At 46.3% G+C, this 16,953-nt stretch carries 14 protein-coding genes; 3 read left to right on the forward strand and 11 right to left on the reverse strand.

All coding sequences use genetic code 11. The annotated features are described in order from the left end of the window. The first annotated feature begins 812 nt into the window (after positions 1–812). Positions 813–1,130: a transposase family protein gene (locus tag ACTTJ8_RS09510; RefSeq protein WP_442721049.1), complete on the forward strand. Its 318-nt coding sequence runs from the start codon at positions 813–815 to the stop codon at positions 1,128–1,130. A gap of 67 nt (positions 1,131–1,197) precedes the next feature. On the opposite strand, the gene glpQ is transcribed toward ACTTJ8_RS09510, so the two are convergent. From glpQ to ACTTJ8_RS09530, 4 genes are all read right to left on the reverse strand, one after another. Then, positions 1,198–2,295 (reverse strand): glycerophosphodiester phosphodiesterase, encoded by a 1,098-nt coding sequence (gene glpQ / locus ACTTJ8_RS09515; RefSeq protein WP_442721039.1) that lies wholly within the window; start codon positions 2,293–2,295, stop codon positions 1,198–1,200. A gap of 92 nt (positions 2,296–2,387) precedes the next feature. Then, on the reverse strand, positions 2,388–4,133 hold the full coding sequence (locus tag ACTTJ8_RS09520; protein WP_442716647.1) for a methyl-accepting chemotaxis protein: 1,746 nt from the start codon (positions 4,131–4,133) through the stop codon (positions 2,388–2,390). Positions 4,134–4,252: 119 nt separating this feature from the next. Then, on the reverse strand, positions 4,253–4,807 hold the full coding sequence (locus ACTTJ8_RS09525; RefSeq protein ID WP_442721040.1) for a methylated-DNA--[protein]-cysteine S-methyltransferase: 555 nt from the start codon (positions 4,805–4,807) through the stop codon (positions 4,253–4,255). Positions 4,808–4,820: 13 nt separating this feature from the next. After that, entirely contained in the window at positions 4,821–6,197 is a 1,377-nt protein-coding gene (locus ACTTJ8_RS09530; RefSeq protein ID WP_442721041.1) for an aldehyde dehydrogenase, read from the reverse strand. 129 nt (positions 6,198–6,326) lie between these two features. Between ACTTJ8_RS09530 and ACTTJ8_RS09535 the strand changes: the two genes are divergently transcribed. After that, positions 6,327–7,319: an omptin family outer membrane protease gene (locus ACTTJ8_RS09535; RefSeq protein WP_442721042.1), complete on the forward strand. Its 993-nt coding sequence runs from the start codon at positions 6,327–6,329 to the stop codon at positions 7,317–7,319. Then, positions 7,319–8,809 carry an RNA polymerase factor sigma-54 gene (rpoN, locus tag ACTTJ8_RS09540; protein ID WP_442716643.1) on the forward strand — a complete coding sequence of 497 codons (1,491 nt, stop codon included), beginning with the start codon at positions 7,319–7,321 and terminating at the stop codon, positions 8,807–8,809. Before ACTTJ8_RS09535 ends, rpoN begins: the two co-directional genes overlap by 1 nt. A 66-nt stretch (positions 8,810–8,875) precedes the next feature. On the opposite strand, the gene ACTTJ8_RS09545 is transcribed toward rpoN, so the two are convergent. The 7 genes from ACTTJ8_RS09545 to ACTTJ8_RS09575 all read right to left on the reverse strand — a co-directional run. Further along, the gene (locus ACTTJ8_RS09545) at positions 8,876–11,731 is read right to left on the reverse strand and encodes an ankyrin repeat domain-containing protein (protein WP_442721043.1); all 2,856 of its coding nucleotides are present in this window, start codon (positions 11,729–11,731) and stop codon (positions 8,876–8,878) included. A 121-nt stretch (positions 11,732–11,852) separates the two neighbouring features. Continuing rightward, positions 11,853–13,421, reverse strand: coding sequence for an SH3 domain-containing protein (locus tag ACTTJ8_RS09550; RefSeq protein WP_442721044.1), 1,569 nt, complete (start codon positions 13,419–13,421; stop codon positions 11,853–11,855). Further along, positions 13,384–13,584, reverse strand: coding sequence for a hypothetical protein (locus tag ACTTJ8_RS09555; protein WP_442721045.1), 201 nt, complete (start codon positions 13,582–13,584; stop codon positions 13,384–13,386). Before ACTTJ8_RS09555 ends, ACTTJ8_RS09550 begins: the two co-directional genes overlap by 38 nt. Before the next feature lie 79 nt (positions 13,585–13,663). Beyond that, positions 13,664–14,281: a tetratricopeptide repeat protein gene (locus ACTTJ8_RS09560; protein ID WP_442716640.1), complete on the reverse strand. Its 618-nt coding sequence runs from the start codon at positions 14,279–14,281 to the stop codon at positions 13,664–13,666. Beyond that, the gene (locus ACTTJ8_RS09565) at positions 14,262–15,269 is read right to left on the reverse strand and encodes a vWA domain-containing protein (protein WP_442721046.1); all 1,008 of its coding nucleotides are present in this window, start codon (positions 15,267–15,269) and stop codon (positions 14,262–14,264) included. The genes ACTTJ8_RS09560 and ACTTJ8_RS09565 overlap by 20 nt, the downstream gene beginning before the upstream one ends. Further along, positions 15,230–16,228, reverse strand: coding sequence for a VWA domain-containing protein (locus ACTTJ8_RS09570; RefSeq protein WP_442721047.1), 999 nt, complete (start codon positions 16,226–16,228; stop codon positions 15,230–15,232). The genes ACTTJ8_RS09565 and ACTTJ8_RS09570 overlap by 40 nt, the downstream gene beginning before the upstream one ends. Positions 16,229–16,406: 178 nt before the next feature. After that, positions 16,407–16,953: Rpn family recombination-promoting nuclease/putative transposase (locus ACTTJ8_RS09575; RefSeq protein ID WP_442721048.1), on the reverse strand; the 547-nt coding region annotated here is incomplete at its 5' end.

Below are 16,953 nucleotides of genomic sequence, written 5' to 3' on the forward strand. Positions count from 1 at the left end.
CCGCTGCTATGTCGGTAGCTTTCTCGATAAGCTGTGTTTCAACTTTTTCGGTTACGGCTTTGCGAGCTGTTCTGACTGCAAAAAAATCTTCAACTAAGATGGCTATTGTGATCAATACCCCGAAAATAAGAATAAGGTTGTAGCGAATAGAAAAGCGTTTTGTCATTGTGAATCTCCTAAAAAATTAATTGGTAACGATAACGGGAGCACCGAATAATTAGACCTATTCGATAACTGCGTTTTCGAATAGGTCGACGAGTTCTAAATCGCGCAAATAGCACGATCTAGAACATCGCATTTCAAGGTAACATGTTCAGAAACGGAAGTTTCCGAACATGTTTATTGTATATACTGGACTGAGAATTTTTGAATCAACAACCCCGACGCTTGCGTCGGGGTATTAAACCCTCCGCGCAAATAAAGCTTTTCTGAACATCGCCTTAAATTTTGAGTATGTGTTCCGGGTAGCGGCAACGCAAATACCTGTGTATTTTTAAAAGCTTATAGGGAGGGGAACGCAAATTTTTTATAACTGCCAAGAGTCCTTTCAATATAAACAAGAGTTTTACACGTAGTGTTACTGTAAGTATTGACTAATCAACAAACCCGATATCAGCAGTAAATCCACTGCAAGATTAATTATAACATAGAGAAGAAAAACTTACAAGAAGAAATATTCCTTTAATCAGGGATTCCGCATTATAAATAGTGTCAAAAAAACAGTAGCTTACATGGCATAAAAGATGGTAAAATGTTCTTGGGGTGGTATAATGATATTACAAGAATCATTTGAGAACATTAAAGACTAAAGAATCGACAGATGCAAGAAACACAATCTCGTCGATATACTGATGATTGTGTTTGTGGGAGTATTGTGCGGATATAAAAGCATAGAACAAATACAGTTTTATGCGACATTAAGCGAGCAAACGCTTAAAAAATATCTGAAACTGGAAAATGGCATACCCGGCAGCGATACGATTCTGCGAGCGCTTGCAAGAATTGATGCAAAGCAGCTTGAAAAAGTATTCATCGAATATGCACAAGAGACATTCGGCAAGAATAGTGCAGAAAATGAAGTTTTCGTATTATATACTGCAGCTAACAAAACCGTCAAGTCAGTGTTATAAATTGCACGGGTATGGCTGGGGATATCTCAAAAGTTGGTTAGTTTTTCGACATCCCCAAAATATTTAGCTAAAAGCGGGCTTTTTTCCCCACAAATTGAACCCCAAGGTCGGGGAAATCGGTAAAGAGTCCGGTTGCTCCTGCTTGATCAAAGAGAATTGAGAACATTTCATCAATGGAGCGGGCATAGTCCGGCAAAGCATCTTTCCGTACCGTATAGGGATGGCAGTCTGCTTTTGCGGCTTTGATTTCGTTTGCCAAAAGGGTCAGCTTAATGTCTCCTACTTTCGAACTTTCATCAACCAGCATATACCAACCGGGGCTAATACAGTCGGCATAGCGGAGCATCTCTTTCACGCCGCCAGCTTTGTGCATCCAGTCATAATCATAGTTCACCCATTCGCCTTTTTCGTTTTGCTCTTCGGTTTCGTGCCAATCGTTATAGCCCACCAACTGTACTAATTTGAGATCCATACCGAATTTGGGGAACAACTCGGTTTTAATCCGCTTTAACTCATTGTAATCAAAGGTTTGCACATAAACCGGATCACTCTTTTTGGTATAACCGTATTTTTTAAGCACAGTCAGTGCTGCAACCGCTATATCCTTGCCCTCCTTATGATGGAACCACGGAGCCTTCAATTCAGGATAAAGTCCTGCTTTCTTACCGGTTGTTTTTTCCAAACCTTGAATAAACTCAATTTCTTCTTCAAAGGTGTGCAGTTTGAATGATGACTTCCACAGCGGAAAACGCCCGGGATATACCGCTGTCTGTTTTCCATCCTTTACCTCAAAGTTTTCTGTCATATTGAGCTGACGCAACTCCTCAAGGGTAAAGTCGATAACATAAAAACGACCGTCGCTGCGGGCGCGGTTGGGAAACTTGACTGCGACATCGGTTAAGTTATCCAGAAAATGATCGTGAATAACAATGAGATGATTATCTTTGGACATTGCCAAATCCTGTTCAAGATAATCTGCGCCTTGCGCAAACGCAAGGGTTTTTGACTCCAGCGTATGCTCAGGAAGATAGCCTGATGCGCCGCGGTGCGCGATGATAATTTTGTCGGAGCCGGACTTCCGTTCGGCTGTTTCGGTTTTGCCCGCCGCAAATCCGCCAAACACAGTAGAGAAAAAAGCCGCAAAGAACAATAATTTTTTTTGCATAATAACACCTCTTGTTTTTAAAGGACTCTGCAAAAATCTGTTTAAATTTTGCAGTTGCCCTAAAATTTTGCTTAATATGTATAGCGTGGTTCCTATACTTTGAATTTTGACACACCAGCAGCCAGAATTGCGATGTTTTCGGAATTTTTGATTTCCAATGCGGCAACGGATTCAACGGCGCTTTTCAATTCATCTGTGGCGCTGAGCATACGCTGAACAAGCTGATCCGTTGTGTTATTTGATAGAGCAAGCTGTGAAACCCGCGCCGAAATACTTTTCGTATTATCTAGCATGGAAAAAGCGCTGCTGCTGACATTGTTTGTCGTTTGCTTCATTTCGTTCATTGCATTGAGTACCTGTTCCGCCTCCGTGTTATGTACCTGCATAGCGGACTTCATCATATCTTCCTGTTTTTTTACCTCGCCGGTCAGTTGAAATATCATTTGAAACCGCTGGTGCACATTCTGGGTTTCACTTACAACAGTATCGATTTCTGTTTTTAAATCCTTCAAAACAGAAGAGATTGTCTTTCCCTGTGTGCCAGCTTCTTCTGCAAGTTTACGAATTTCATCCGCTACGACAGCAAAGCCCTTCCCTGTTTCGCCCGCATGAGCCGCCTCAATCGCGGCGTTCATTGCCAAAAGGTTTGTCTGCGAGGCTATGTGCTGGATAACGGCGCTTGCATCAATAAGACCTTCAGACGCATCGCTAATCTTTCGAGTAGTAATCGTTGCGTCTTCTAACGCGCCCCGTGCCGCTTCGGATTCCTGTTCCAATGCATGAAGATCGCAGGAATGCTTTGCCAAAATAGAATCGACATTCCGGATATTAGCAACCATGCCGGTTACCGCATCTGCCGACAGCCCTACTGTTTTTGCTTGCTCATCTATCGTCGTTTTTAATGCATCAATGGACTGAGTAACCTCTGAGACAGCTGTGGAAACCTCTTGAATTTCCACAATTCGCTGCAAAACTTGAGACTTTACATTCAAAATATTTTCCGTCATGTTTTCAGTTGCTGAAACCGTACCATGCACGGTATTGGAAAGTTGGGTACCTGCCTCCTGCATATCTTTTGCTGTAGTTTTAACTCCTTGGATTGCCGTCTGAATTTTTTCAAAGGTGAGATCAAAATAACCGGCAAGCTGTCCTAACTCATCAGTACGGGAAATCCTCATACGGCAGGTAATATCACCTTCTCCTTCCGAAATATCTTTGAGCAGCAGCATAATTTGTTCAATAGGCCGCATAATAAGATGGGTAAACCATAGAATAATGGTAAGTCCGAAAATCAGCGCTGCAATACCAATGGTCACCTGCACCTTGGTAACATTGAGTGTAATTTCTTTAATACCTTGTTCAGGGATACCAATATCCAATGCACCGAAAATAACCCCGTTTTTATAGATGGGATACATAATGTCATACGTCCAATACTTTTGCACATCGGCATAAAAACGGGATGTTTTTACCACACCTTTAGACGCGCCTTCAATGGTATAATCATCATTGTATACTTTTCCGAGTTTAATCTGATCGCTATGAGCGATTGCCGTAATATTTTTATCAATAATAACGGCATACGCAACGGAGTCCTGCGCAGCTTCTTTTTCGACTAATTTCTGTAATTCCGGTAAATAGTCCGGCACATTCTCTAAAAGATATTCAGCATAGCGTGCAGTGGCAGAAACTTGATTGATAGCCCGGTCTAAGACCATTTGACGTACTTTATAGCGGGAAAAAAAAGCAAATCCGAGGAGATTTGCTGCTACGATCAGTATAATCAGCATCATCATCCCCACAGCTATTTCAACCCTAATGTTTTTCCGTATGCGCATTGCTATCCTCTTTCATTCCTTGTCACGATTTTCGGCTTTAGAATACCGAATTTTATCTATCTATACAAGCAGGTTATTCAAAATATACGAGGAGACATGCTCAAAACTTAGCTTATTTTTTAGCGTTTCTCATTACAAATGCATGAATATGCAGCTACTCCGGCAGACAGAGGCAGGGCTTTTTCCAGCGTCAAAAGCTGTATTTTTTTATCCAAACCGCCTGCATAACCGGTTAAACTGCCGTTCGCCCCGATTACACGATGACACGGTACAATAATCGCAATTTCATTGTGTCCTACAGCCCCTCCTACAGCCTGTGCCGACATCCGAGGAATACCCCGCTGCCGGGCGATTTGCTTGGCTATATCACCATAGGAGACTGTTTTACCATACGGAATGGTACACAGTATCGTCCACACTGCATTTTGAAATACTGTTCCATTAAAATGAAGCGGGACAGAAAAATCCGGCTCTTTTCCTGAAAAATATATATCAAGCCAAGCCCTTGTCTTCTGCAAAAGCGGGATATCTTTTTCCTCATGCAGCTGTCCGGAATGCTGCGCAAAATACTTCTCCCCGTTAAACCAGAGTCCGGTCAAACCTGCATTATCAGCTGTCAGTAACAGTTTTCCCAGCGGAGAATCATACGGTTGGGTATAGATTATGTGTTCCATCTCTGAGCCGGCATTACATCAGTTTTTTAAGGAAATTGAAGTTCTTTTCGCTATACGGATGATAGCGGATCGGAATATCAATCAACAAGGATTTTTTGAGTATGCTTTTTTCGTGACTGAAAGTGTAAAAACTCTGCTTCCCGTGATAGCTACCCATGCCGCTTGCCCCAACACCGCCGAAGGGCATAAACGGTGTCGCAAGGTGCACAATGGTGTCGTTGATACAGCCGCCGCCGAATGATACCTCCGACAAAATTTTCCGCTCTACGGCGGTATCTTTGGTAAAAAGATAGAGGGCAAGCGGTTTGGGACGCGCACGTATCTGATCGGCTGCCCATTGCAGGTCGGTAAAGGTGATAAGGGGCAAAATAGGACCGAAAATCTCTTCTTGCATAACAGGGGATTCAAAATTGACAGCATCGAGCACCGTCAGCGGTATAAAACGTCCGCGCACATCTTTTTCTCCGCCAATCACGATTTTTTCGCCCTCAATCAATGTACTCAGACGCTCAAAATGCTTGCTGTTAACAATCCGTGTCATATTGCAGGAAGTATATGCCTCCGTGGGCAAAAATTCATGTAAAATTATTTTGCATTGTTCAACAAAAGCATCCTTCACCGCTTGATGAATCAGCACGTAGTCCGGAGCCACACAGGTTTGTCCGCCGTTGAGCATTTTACCGAAAAGAATCCGCTTTGCTGCTGCTTTAATATCAGCTGTTTTATCAACAATGCAAGGAGACTTACCGCCGAGTTCCAGTGTAACCGGCGTTAAATGCCGTGCTGCTGCCTCCATTACCAGTTTTCCAACTGCTGTACCTCCCGTAAAAAAGATATAATCAAATTTTTGCTCCAAAAGACCGGTGTTTTCCTCCCGTCCGCCGGTTACCACGGTAACAAATGCCGGATCAAAGGTCTCTGCAATCAGTTCAGCAATCACGTGAGAGGTTGCAGGACTGTAGTTTGAAGGCTTGAGTACTGCGCAGTTTCCCGCAGCAATGGCACCGGCAAGCGGCGTTAGTGTCAAATTCACCGGATAGTTCCACGGCGACATAATCAGCACTGTGCCATACGGCTCATAATACAGCGTACTCGATGCCGGAAAATGACTAAGCGGCGTACGCACCCGCTTCGGCTTCATCAGCTTTTTCAGATGGTTTAATAAAAAACGGATTTCCTCCCGTACCATGCCGATTTCCGTCATATACGTTTCCATCGGAGCCTTATACAAATCCTTGTAGAGAGCATCACTGATCCGCTGTTCGTACCGGTCAAGCGCCGCTTCCAGCTTATGCAGCTGCTCTACCCGGAATTGATATGATTGTGTCGCATTTGAAGCAAAAAAGGCTGATGTCTTTTGCACCAGCACTGCAATATCTTCTTTTTTCATCTTACTTCCTTTCAGGAGTATATCATATTAGACATCTCTAAAAAAACCAATAGACAATCTTTACAATTCACGTTATAGTTTGTTATGCAGCTGCCTCGCTTTTGTTTGATTTCCACTATACTGCTCTTTTTGACCACTCACGCTTTTGCACATACGGGAGCAAAACCCGACAGTCCGTTATCCACAAAAAAAATTTTTCCGGTAAGCGGTTTCCTCGCGGCTTCATGCAATGGTCTGCTGATGGAAGCGCGGGAATATGTATGTCAGAGCAACATTATAGTAAGCGATCTTCGCTGGCCTCTTGTGCCGTCTTTTTCATACAGCCTGCATGGAGGTATCTACCTTCCCAAAGGGATTCATATTGAAGGGACTGTGTCATTTTTACAGCCGATGAAAACCGGCACAATGATTGATAAAGACTTTGAGGATATGACAGTCTTGCCGCTGCAGCCGGAACTAACCAAACGGTCGGAACATGCATGCGATATAATCGGCGGTATTCAGTGGATGGCAAAATTAGGTGTGCAGATTGCTATGCCGCAAAGTGTAAGAATGAAGCAAGCAGGTATTACCGTTCTCGTAGAACCGATGATCAGCTTTTATTATTCGGTTATCAAATGGCACTCATACAACGGGTATCTGCAATATGCAAAAATAAAAAGGAACGGTCAGTACGAACCATGGACAGAGACTCTTCCCAGAATTGCCATAACACAGGCTGCAGTATCTTATCAACAACACGTAATGCTTCCGGCAATCGGAATCGGCTGGGAAGTTTCATTCCCGCGTAAGATAACATTAAATACCGACTTGCACCTTAACCCCAATATCATGGCTATAACAGAAGATATTCACCATGCCCGAAATCTGCGCTTTGTAGATGTTTTACAAGGAGGCTGGGCGTTTCATGGCACTATCCGGCTTAGTTGGCAGTGCCATCGTTTTTTTGCTGTATTTTGCTCGATTTTTTATCAATATGCAAAGACAACAGAAGGAATATCAATGATATACAATGGAATAACCAGTAAGAAAGTTGCCGCATATTCGCTTCCGCATACTGCGGGTACTGCCTTATATGGAGGTACTGTTTCTGCCGGATTTGCTTTTACACTAGGACGATAATGGCTTCGCAGTTTGGGCAGACGCTTGGACAGCGATTTGAACAGCGGATGGGACAGGCTCAGATTCAATCTCTTGATATGCTGGCAATGTCTGCCGCAGAACTCCGTGAGCGTATTGCTGAAGAATTACGCGATAATCCTGCCCTGGAACTGGACGGCAGCATCCGTTCTGCACCGGCATCGAAAGCCGGCAGCAAAATACGCAAAAATACGGTACATAGCACCGCTGCAGAAGAGGTTATCCCTTATCGGGCTGGAGGCACTACTGCGGCAGAAGCAAGCGATTCTTTTCAGGCTTTTTTAGAAAATATTCCCGACCAATATACCAATGGTTTACAACCGCATCTTTTAGCACAATTACATTTACAAGAACTTGATCCTCTAACGATGTCTTTTGCGGAACGGATTATCGGTAATTTGAATAGCGATGGATTTCATGCAGTACCGATTGCCAAGCTCTTTGCTTCTGATTTGAATCCCGCAACAGCGGTCAAAGATACGGTACTGGTACGGCATACCATACGCCGCGCTTTGGCGGTTGTGCGAAAGCTGGATCCGATCGGCTGTGCTGTTACAGACTTTAAGCAAAGTATGCTTGTGCAAGCAAAAATCTTATTTCAAAAGCATAAAACAGAATTGCTTTATGCGCATACTATTGATATTCTTGAACACCGCTTTGCCTATTTGGAAAAAGCACGGGCAGCTTCCCTTGCTCGGAGAATAAATAATGACGGTACGGTTCCCTATAAACTCAGTCAAGAAGAAGCTGAACAGATTCTTTTGATTATCTCCTCGCTGAATCCCTTTCCCGGAAAAGCAGTTGCAGACGATAATACCCCTGCAGAGTATATTATACCGACCGCTTTTGTGGATTATACTGATGGAGCGTTTACTCTACGGATGAATGATCTGGAAATACCGCTTCTCAGTATCTCCCCACAATTTCAAGCTATTGGGAACAACACCCAAAATCCTGAAACGCAGCATTATATCAAAGACCATATACACAAAGCCCTGGTTTTTATCGGTAGCCTAAACCATCGCGAAAGAACAATTTCGGATGTAGTGCAGAAAATTGTCTCAGCGCAAGAAGCTTTTTTTTTAACCGGTGATAAACAGCAGCTTGTCCCGCTCACTCAACAGCAAATTGCCGAACAGCTTAATGTGCATGAGTCTACCGTTTCCCGCACGGTAGCGGGCAAATATCTCCAGTGTAAATGGGGTATTTTTGAAATGCGGTTCTTTTTTACAAATGCTATTACAGGACAAAAAGAAAGCAGTGTCACTATGAATAGCAACCCCGGTACAAAAGAAGGCATAAAAGATTGCATAAAAGAATTGCTTGCAGCACGCGCGGAATCAGGAAGAAAACTTTCCGATCAAAAGATTTCCGATTTGCTGCAAGAACAGTATGGAGTATCTGTTGCACGGCGAACTGTGGCAAAATATAGGGCAGAACTCGACATCGGCTCTTCGTACAACCGCGCGTAACCCCTAGCACCCAATGGCATGGGGATGTCTCAAAAGTTGGTTACTTTTTCGCTATTCCCGTTCCATCTACTTTTGCACTTGCAGCAAGGCTGCTATTTCCGGACGTTCCCAGCGGACAGCAATATCCGCAGGAGTTTCTCCGGCAAGATTCTTTTTACCCGGATCGGTTTGTGTGCCGGTAAGCAGCTTTTGTATTGTTTCCTGAGAAGCATACCGCGCTGCATAGTGCAGCAATCCGTTTCCGGCTGCATCGTTTTTTTCTGCTGCGCTCTCTTGAATAAGCGGTAAGAGCTCGGCATTGCGGGTAAGCGCAAGCCTTACTGCTGATTCTCCTTCGTTATTTGCATGGAAGGGGTCAGCGCCAGAAGCTAATAATACCGAACACAGCGGCAGTGTATTTTGCTGTGCTGCTAACAAGAGCGCTGTACTGCCGGTTTTATCCCGCTTATCAACGGCATAACGCTTCGAGATAAGATAGCGAAGGGTTCCCTCATCGGTTTTTTCCTGCACAGCAATGTGGAGGGGTGTTTCCCCGTCGGAATTGCTCAGTGAGGCATCATTACCGAGAACCGCATCAAGAATAGGCTTTCCCAGCCGCAATGCACGGGAAAGAGGCGTAGCTCCATAGCTGTCACGGACAAGCGGATCGGCGCCCGCATCTCTGAGCGCAGTAATTACCGAAACAGGAGCTGCTCCGACTGCTTCATGGAGAGCTGTCCGTCCCTGTATATCCTGCCGGAGCGGTGAAGCTCCCTCTTTTAGAAGCAAGAGTACCGCACTTGTTTTTCCATACCGGAGCGCTTCAACGAGGGGAGTTCTTCCGGTTGCATCATCAATATTGATATCAGCATGATGACTGATAAAAAGACTAATAAACGCAGCATCGCCTTTTTGAGCTGCAAGGTGAAGCGCTGTTTTTCCGGCAGTATTTTTTGCATTCAAAAGAGCGGCTGCCTCTGCTCTTTGTGCATTCAGCACCGCAGCGGCTCCTTCCTGAGCATTCCACCCGATGGCAGCATGTAAAACAGTATTACCGAAAATATCCCGTGCGGAACCGTCGAGCGGCGGGGCAGCCTTTGTTGCAAACAGAGCTTGTACCGTCTGCGGATTATTCGCTCTTACTGCAGTAAAAAGAGGGGTTTCCCCCTTAGTGTTTTTTGCATTACTATTACCGCCCTTTGCTATAATTTGCGGAATAATACCGTTCATACCCCATAATGCAGCATAGTGCAGCGGCGTATCGCCATTACTGTCAGCGCTTGAAACGGTTGTGACGGTAAGAATCCATACTTCACGTCCTTCTTTCTGCGTAAAGGCTATTTTAAGCGGCGAATTTCCTTGTTTGTTTGTGATAAATATGTTAGCGCCATTTGCAAGCAGCGCCTCTCCAATTGATTTCCGGTTATGAGCAACGGCATAGTGCAATGGTGTGTTTCCTGCCTTATCCCCTGTATTGACAGGAGCTTTTTGTTGAATAAGGTATTCTGTCAGAGAATTGTCTGCTTTGAGTAAAACGGCAAGGTGCAAGACATTCCTGCCCTTAGAATCCTGCCGCGGACTTGTTTTGTTCGTTACGATAGTATGCAGTAAACTGCGATGATGCCGTACCGTTTCGACAAAAGGAGTGGTTCCGCCGGTATCTTCCGCATGAATGTCAGCGCCGAGGTTTATCAGTATATTTGCCTGATCTTGCAAATCCCGGACTACAGCCAGCAAAAGCGGAGTTTCGCCTCGTTTGTTCCGCTCATTTACAACAGCTCCTGCCTGAGTTAACGCTGTCAGTATTTCGGCATCGGCACCAACCCGTACGGCAATATGGAGCGGGGTCTCACCATACTCATCTTTTAGAGAAGGATTTGCTTTTTTCTCAAGCAAAAGTGTAACTAACTCGGTATTACGAGGGGCTGTTACGGCAAAATGAAGCGCTGTATTTCCGAGTGCAGCAGCGGCATCGGGTTGCGCGCCTGCATTAAGAAGAAGAGCAGCTGTTTCAGTCTGTCCGCTCCGGACGGCTTCATGCAGTGGGGTCATATTTGCCGAGTTCTTAGCATCAACCGGCGCTTTTTGTTCAAGCAGATACTGCACAAAACCAGTGTGTCCTGCGGCTGCTGCAAAATGCAGCGCTGTTTGCCCTTCTGCAAAAAGCATGGCGTAATTACGCTGAACTGCTGCCTTTTCAAAAGCTGCAAACTCCCCATTCAGCGGGGCTGCTCCGGCTTGCAGTAGGGCGGCAGCAATAGCAGCAGCCGCTTTCTCATAAGGCTTAGTATAGACAATTCCTAAAGCAGACAGCCCTTGTGAATCCGGCGTTTGTATCAAGGCTCCGGTATTATCCCCTGCGGCTGTCAGCAACGCAGCGGTGAGGTTTTGATCTAATACGCCTGCAGCATAATGCAGGAGTGTATTTCCATCTTCATCTTGCTGCAATACCGTCTGTGCGTTCAATAGTACTGCTGTTTGGTGTTTATCATAAAAAAGCTGGAAAGCGGAAACCTCATCTTGATTGCGTGCAAAAATCTGTGCATTATGCTGTGCCAGCACCTGAGCAGCCTTCCACGCATTCGCCTCAGCAGCGGCAATGAGCGCAGTATTTCCTTCAGGATCGCGTACTTCTCTATCAGCGCCCATGGAAAGGAGGTACTCTGTCAGCGCTGCATCATTTTGCCGGACAGCAATATGCAGCAGGCTATATCCGTCCGAATCTTTAGTATTGATTTCCTCGGTGCTGAAACGAGCCTTAACTCCTTCTATATCGCGAGCTTTTACCATCGTTACAAGATTATTTTCTACTCTTTTAGGTTCGCTAACACAGGATATAACCGTTAGCGGTATGAGAAAAAGCAAAAAAAGAACAGCTCTTTCTTTTTTTATGGTACAGCCGCACAGATACATATAAAAACCTCCAGCTTTTATTTTCGGCATATCCTTTCTATTTCTTAAATGATGGAGAGCCTCTAAAAAATCAACATACCCTGGCGCGGCATGTGAGTATTATCCCAACGCATGAATAACCGCTATTTTGAGCAGCTCCTTAATGCCTACCCTATAAGGCTGTTCCGCATACTGCGAGTGTATCTTGCGGTACCCAGCCAGTAATGCCCCCTGCTGTTTTTACATAACACCAAAGAGCTGTTTGCCGTACAATCCAAACGCTTTCTCCCAATGCAAGCCGATAGACAATGCTGCCGGCTGCTTCCGGTATGCGGCGCACAGAAGCTGCATTACTTAATGCTATACACACAGCTTGCGGCTGCATAGTCCGGTTAAAAAGACCGGCAGCAATTCCTGTACAACAAAGCGCAAGAATGAGCGCTACAATCATACCGCCTTTTTTATTACGGAACTTGAGCCATACCACACCGCTCAGCAGCAACACGGTAAAAACGGCTGCCAAAATCCCGTAGATTGCAGGATAGAGGGGCAGCGGCTGCACAATTCCCAGCGCTGTTTCCAGTTTTTTCCGTTCATACCGGGCAGCAAAAGGGAATACCGCTGTCAGTTCCCGATGCCGCAATGAGGCAATACGGTGAGCAGACCCAATTTCTTCCTGCACACTGAGCGCTGAACCGTTCGGAGGCTGTTCCGGCAGCTTTTCTGTAAAGGCTGCATGGGGTAATTGCCCAGCGCCATTTACATGAGCTGCCCGCTCCATCCCCTTTTCCATATCATCTTCAGATAAAGCATCTCTCCATGGTATAACCCGCAGGTTACGGAGTTGGCTGACAACCTTCGCACCGGAATCAAGGAATATAGCAGCTTGCGGGAGAGCTTGCATACCGATAGAAAGAGGAATCCACCGGAATGCGGCTAGAATAGGGGATTGACCGGAACCAGTTCTGCTTATTTCCGCTTCAATAATTGCTGCCGGAAGCTGCGCGGCATCCAGCGGCTCCACTGCAGCGTTTTCAGCAGCAGGGCAGTCAATCCTGAGTATTCCCGCAGGAAGAGGCAGCGCAGCAGCTCCCGCAAGAGAAGTTTTGCCGGAACTACTCGCAGGTACTACCGGCGGAGTGTGTTCAGCACTACCCGTAGAAGCGGCAGTTGATATACCGCCGGCGCTGCCCGCAGGTGCTGCAAGCAAGGCTGCCCCGGTGTTTTCCGCGGAGGCAGCAACCCGCCGGAGATAGCCGCGATACTGTGCTTCATAGCCGGGGACATAAAACGCTGCAGTAAGGCAGAGCAGATAGGGCTGCCCCTGCTCCGCAACTGTTTCCTCTGCTACGGGCAGCCCATCGGAAGTATACAGCTTCCAAAGAAAGACAGTCTGTTCCGAAAGCGGCGGTTCATGCACTGTAAGATGCAGCGGCTTCAATTCAATCCGCATCCGCTTCCATTGCAGTACCGGCACGAGGGTACAGGTACCGGTTTGTGTAAAACGGTAGCGGGAGCGCAGGTGCAGCCCGTCTTGTTCGGGAATACTGCTGCTTTGCAGTAGCTGAACCGCTGAGTTTTGCCCTTCAAGTATACAATTCGGCATATCCCGGTTGCGCCGAAGAGACAGGGCATCATGCCGTATCAGTATGTCTATGTCCAACTCTTGACCGGCAAAAAACTCATCGGCGTTGAGGCGCACCTCAATCGCACTGCCGGCATCCTGCCCATAAAGCAGCACGGCAGAGCAGCACAGCAGCAGTGCAGCACAGTACCGAGCGCTGGGAAAACGCTGCCGTTTGCATAAAAACCGGCTGCATAACAACCCTTTGCATAAAAATAGGCTGCACAAAAATAGACCGGAGAGAAGCCGCCTCCATAACAGCCATCCGCTGAATAAGCACTGGCTTACTACACTCACTACTAGACAGCGTACTATGCCTTGGCTTGATAGCCGTTGCCGGCTTAATACGCGATGCTGGCTTAATAGTCGTTGATAGAAGGCTCTGCTTCCTGTTGTGTTTTTTTCCATTCAGCTTGCTCTCTTTTACGGATAATATCTAAAATAATGGAGTCGGCAGCATAGGAATCTTCCTCTTCAACAATGTTTTGGGGAGCTTGATACCGCATATCCCGTTGCTTACCGCTTAATTTTTTGCTTATTTCATAATTTATCTTTGCATCCCTGTCGCCACCATTCAGCTCCAGAGACTTTCTAAACAAGGCTGCTGCATCAGCATATTTTTTTTCTCGGAATGCGATAATCCCCTGCTGATAGAATCCTTGAGACCGCAGTATCTCCCGCGAATCATCGGAAATCTTCTGTAATTTTCCCTGCGCTGCCTTATCTTCACCCTGCATGATATAGGAGGAAGCAAGGGCGAAATCTATGTACGGCGCTGTTTTAGAATCCGAAAGCGCAGCTGCGGTATCTTCCGCTTCACAAAAGGAAAGCACTGCATTATTCCAATCCCCTTGTTTCCACGCTAAGGTACCCTTTAAATGGGCGAACTGTACACGGCGCTCTGCACTGCATCCCGCCCCTAACACGGCAGTAATCACAATGCACAGCAAGAACCTGTTATGTATCTTTTTTTTCATACAGTCCTCCTGCAAAGAAACCGGCGCAAAACAGTAAAAGCGCTGCGGCGATACATTCAAAGGCTCTGCGTACCGGTTTTTGTACATAGTGAATTTTTTCGCCGTGTGCACTGCTATCCTGCAATGACTGCAATACCTTCCATGCTGATCCCGGCTCCAGTGCGGAAATATAAAAACTCCCGTTCAGCGTTTGCTGCACAGCACGTTTGAGCACATCTTCAGCTAAGCTACTCTGCTGCAGTACTGATTCGTATTTTTCATTGAGAACAGAAAGACTGCCGCCTTCCGCTGTTCCAAACCCGATAATAATAAGCTGTACGTTTTCTTGCCGGAGCCGGGGTATCATACGCAGCAGAGAACCAGCCGTCTCCCCGCCATCGGTACACAGTACAATGGTCTTACCGGTCAGCCTGTTTTCTTGAAAAGCTGCAAGCGCCGTACGCAGACCCTGTTCCAAATTACTGCCCGCAGCGGTTGCACTAAACGGAGAAAGAGATTCTACCGCTGTAACAAGGCTTTGATGATCATAGCTTAACGGAACAGCAAGTACCCCCTGCCCCTTTACGGTAACCAACCCGCACGCAGCTTCCGGAAGACGGCTCAGCAAAAAATGCACGTAGTGTTTAGCAAACTCAAGCCTATTCGGTGCAATATCGGTAACTGTCATACTGCGGGAAATATCGACGGCAAAGATAACGGTATTCCCGAACTTAACCGTTGAAACTTGCCGGGTGCCCCAGAGCGGGACGGCTGCCGCAATACACAAGCAGCACCAACCCATCCCCCACAGCAGCATCCGCAGCCGCACTGTCCGCACCAGCTGCTGGATCCCGGCGCTATCTGCACCATACCCCTGCACCAGCCGATGCAAACGGTACAGTGTGAGCATACATGCAGGCACGGCACAGAGCATAAACAAGAGGAACTGCGGTTTTTCAAAGGTAATCATTAGGACACCGCCTGCATACCAATTCTGCGGATCAGCCATGCTGCTGCACCGAGACCTAAGACAATAAGCAGTAACGTCCGGTCAAGATAATGAAGTTTATTGACGGTGCGGGCAGGCTGTGTCGCCGGTATTTTTTGACTCAGATGCTGAAAAATTTCTGCTAGAACTTCCGGAGATTTTGCTGAGAAATAGCGCCCGTTGCCGTACCGTGCTGTTTTTTGCAGTTCTGCTTCGTTGAATACGGTGTGCAATGTACCGGAAATCTCTTTTTGCTGAATAGGATCAAAGTACTTAATCGGTGCATAGCCGGACTTTCCCAAACCGATAATGTAAAAGCCTATTTTTTTATGCTTGATAATCTCGGCAGCTGCACGGGGATGAATCTCACCGGTATTATTATCGCCGTCGGTAAAAAGGATAATAGAGGATGGAATAGCAGAATACTGAGTAAGGTGCAGCACCGCAGATGCAAGCCCCATGCCAATAGCGGTTCCGTCGCCAAACTCACCGGCATGCAGCTGATCCAAGCGTGTTAAAAATGTCTGCCGGTCAATCGTTGGAGGAATCAGCACGGCAGCGGAACTTCCCAGTGCTGTTAATCCGAAAGAGTCCCCCGCATACTGTTCCGTAAATGCGTGTATCATCTGCTTTGCTGCATCAAGCCTTGTCTGCATTCCCATATCCTGCGCTGCCATTGAAGGACTGCTGTCAATAACAAACATGAGTGCCTGCCCGGGAGTTGCATACAGCGCCTCTGCAGTTTGGCGAACCGGTTCCGCCAGCGCTGTTACGGTCAGTATAAACGCTGCGGCAAGCATATATTGCGAAAGCCGGTGTAAAATATATACTCGAGGATATTTTTTAGGGATAAAGCCGTTCCAGTTCCCCAGCGGCAGCGGTAACGATACGGCACGCAGTACACCGGCACGCCGGAGCAGTACAAAAGCCGGTACAAGCAGGAGAAGCAGAAAAAATACAGGGCGTTGAAAATGAATCACACAAATATCCTTTTCTTAACAGGGATTCCGCAGTATAAAAAGCGAGAAACTTTTTATCATCAACATACCCCGACGCAGAGCATCGTGGTATGTTGTTCTCATAAGGTGGTTGCAGTCGAGGTTCATACCCCTTATTACGTCGCAAAGCGCCGGGGTATGAACCTCTCCGCACGAATCATTAATTCAGTGTTTCTACTTCCTGTACGGTCAAACCGGTTGCTTTTGCGATATTGTCAATAGATAAACCTATCACAAGTAAGTTACGCGCTGTTTCGAAGGCTTTTTGCCGTGAGCCTTCGGCAAGACCGAGCGATTTACCTTCAGCAAGTCCAAGTGATTTACCCCGTTCAACCCCTGCACTGAATTGCGTCTCTGAGATGGTCGTTATATCGCTTTTCAGCTTCATTCTTGACTCATACAGTTTCCGTTCTGTCGGCGATAAAGTTAATACGTCTATTTTTTCATTCAGCATTTGTAATACCGGTGACTTCGTTGCTATCATCGCTCGCTCCTTCCTATTCGTTGCTCCTATAAATCGCAGCCAGTTAATAAGCTGACTGCGCTTACCAGCAGCTTTCCCTTTTTCTTTCGCCTTTTTTGCTGCTTGCAAGTCCAAAAAATGTACCTCAAGCACATCCGTCAGTACAGTATGCGCTGTCTTTTCTTGCAGCAGGTACTCTGAGTGAATAGCGTCATTGAGCCTGAAACCGTCTGCAATAATATTG

Source organism: Treponema sp. (assembly GCF_052169735.1).
Taxonomy (GTDB): domain Bacteria; phylum Spirochaetota; class Spirochaetia; order Treponematales; family Treponemataceae; genus Treponema.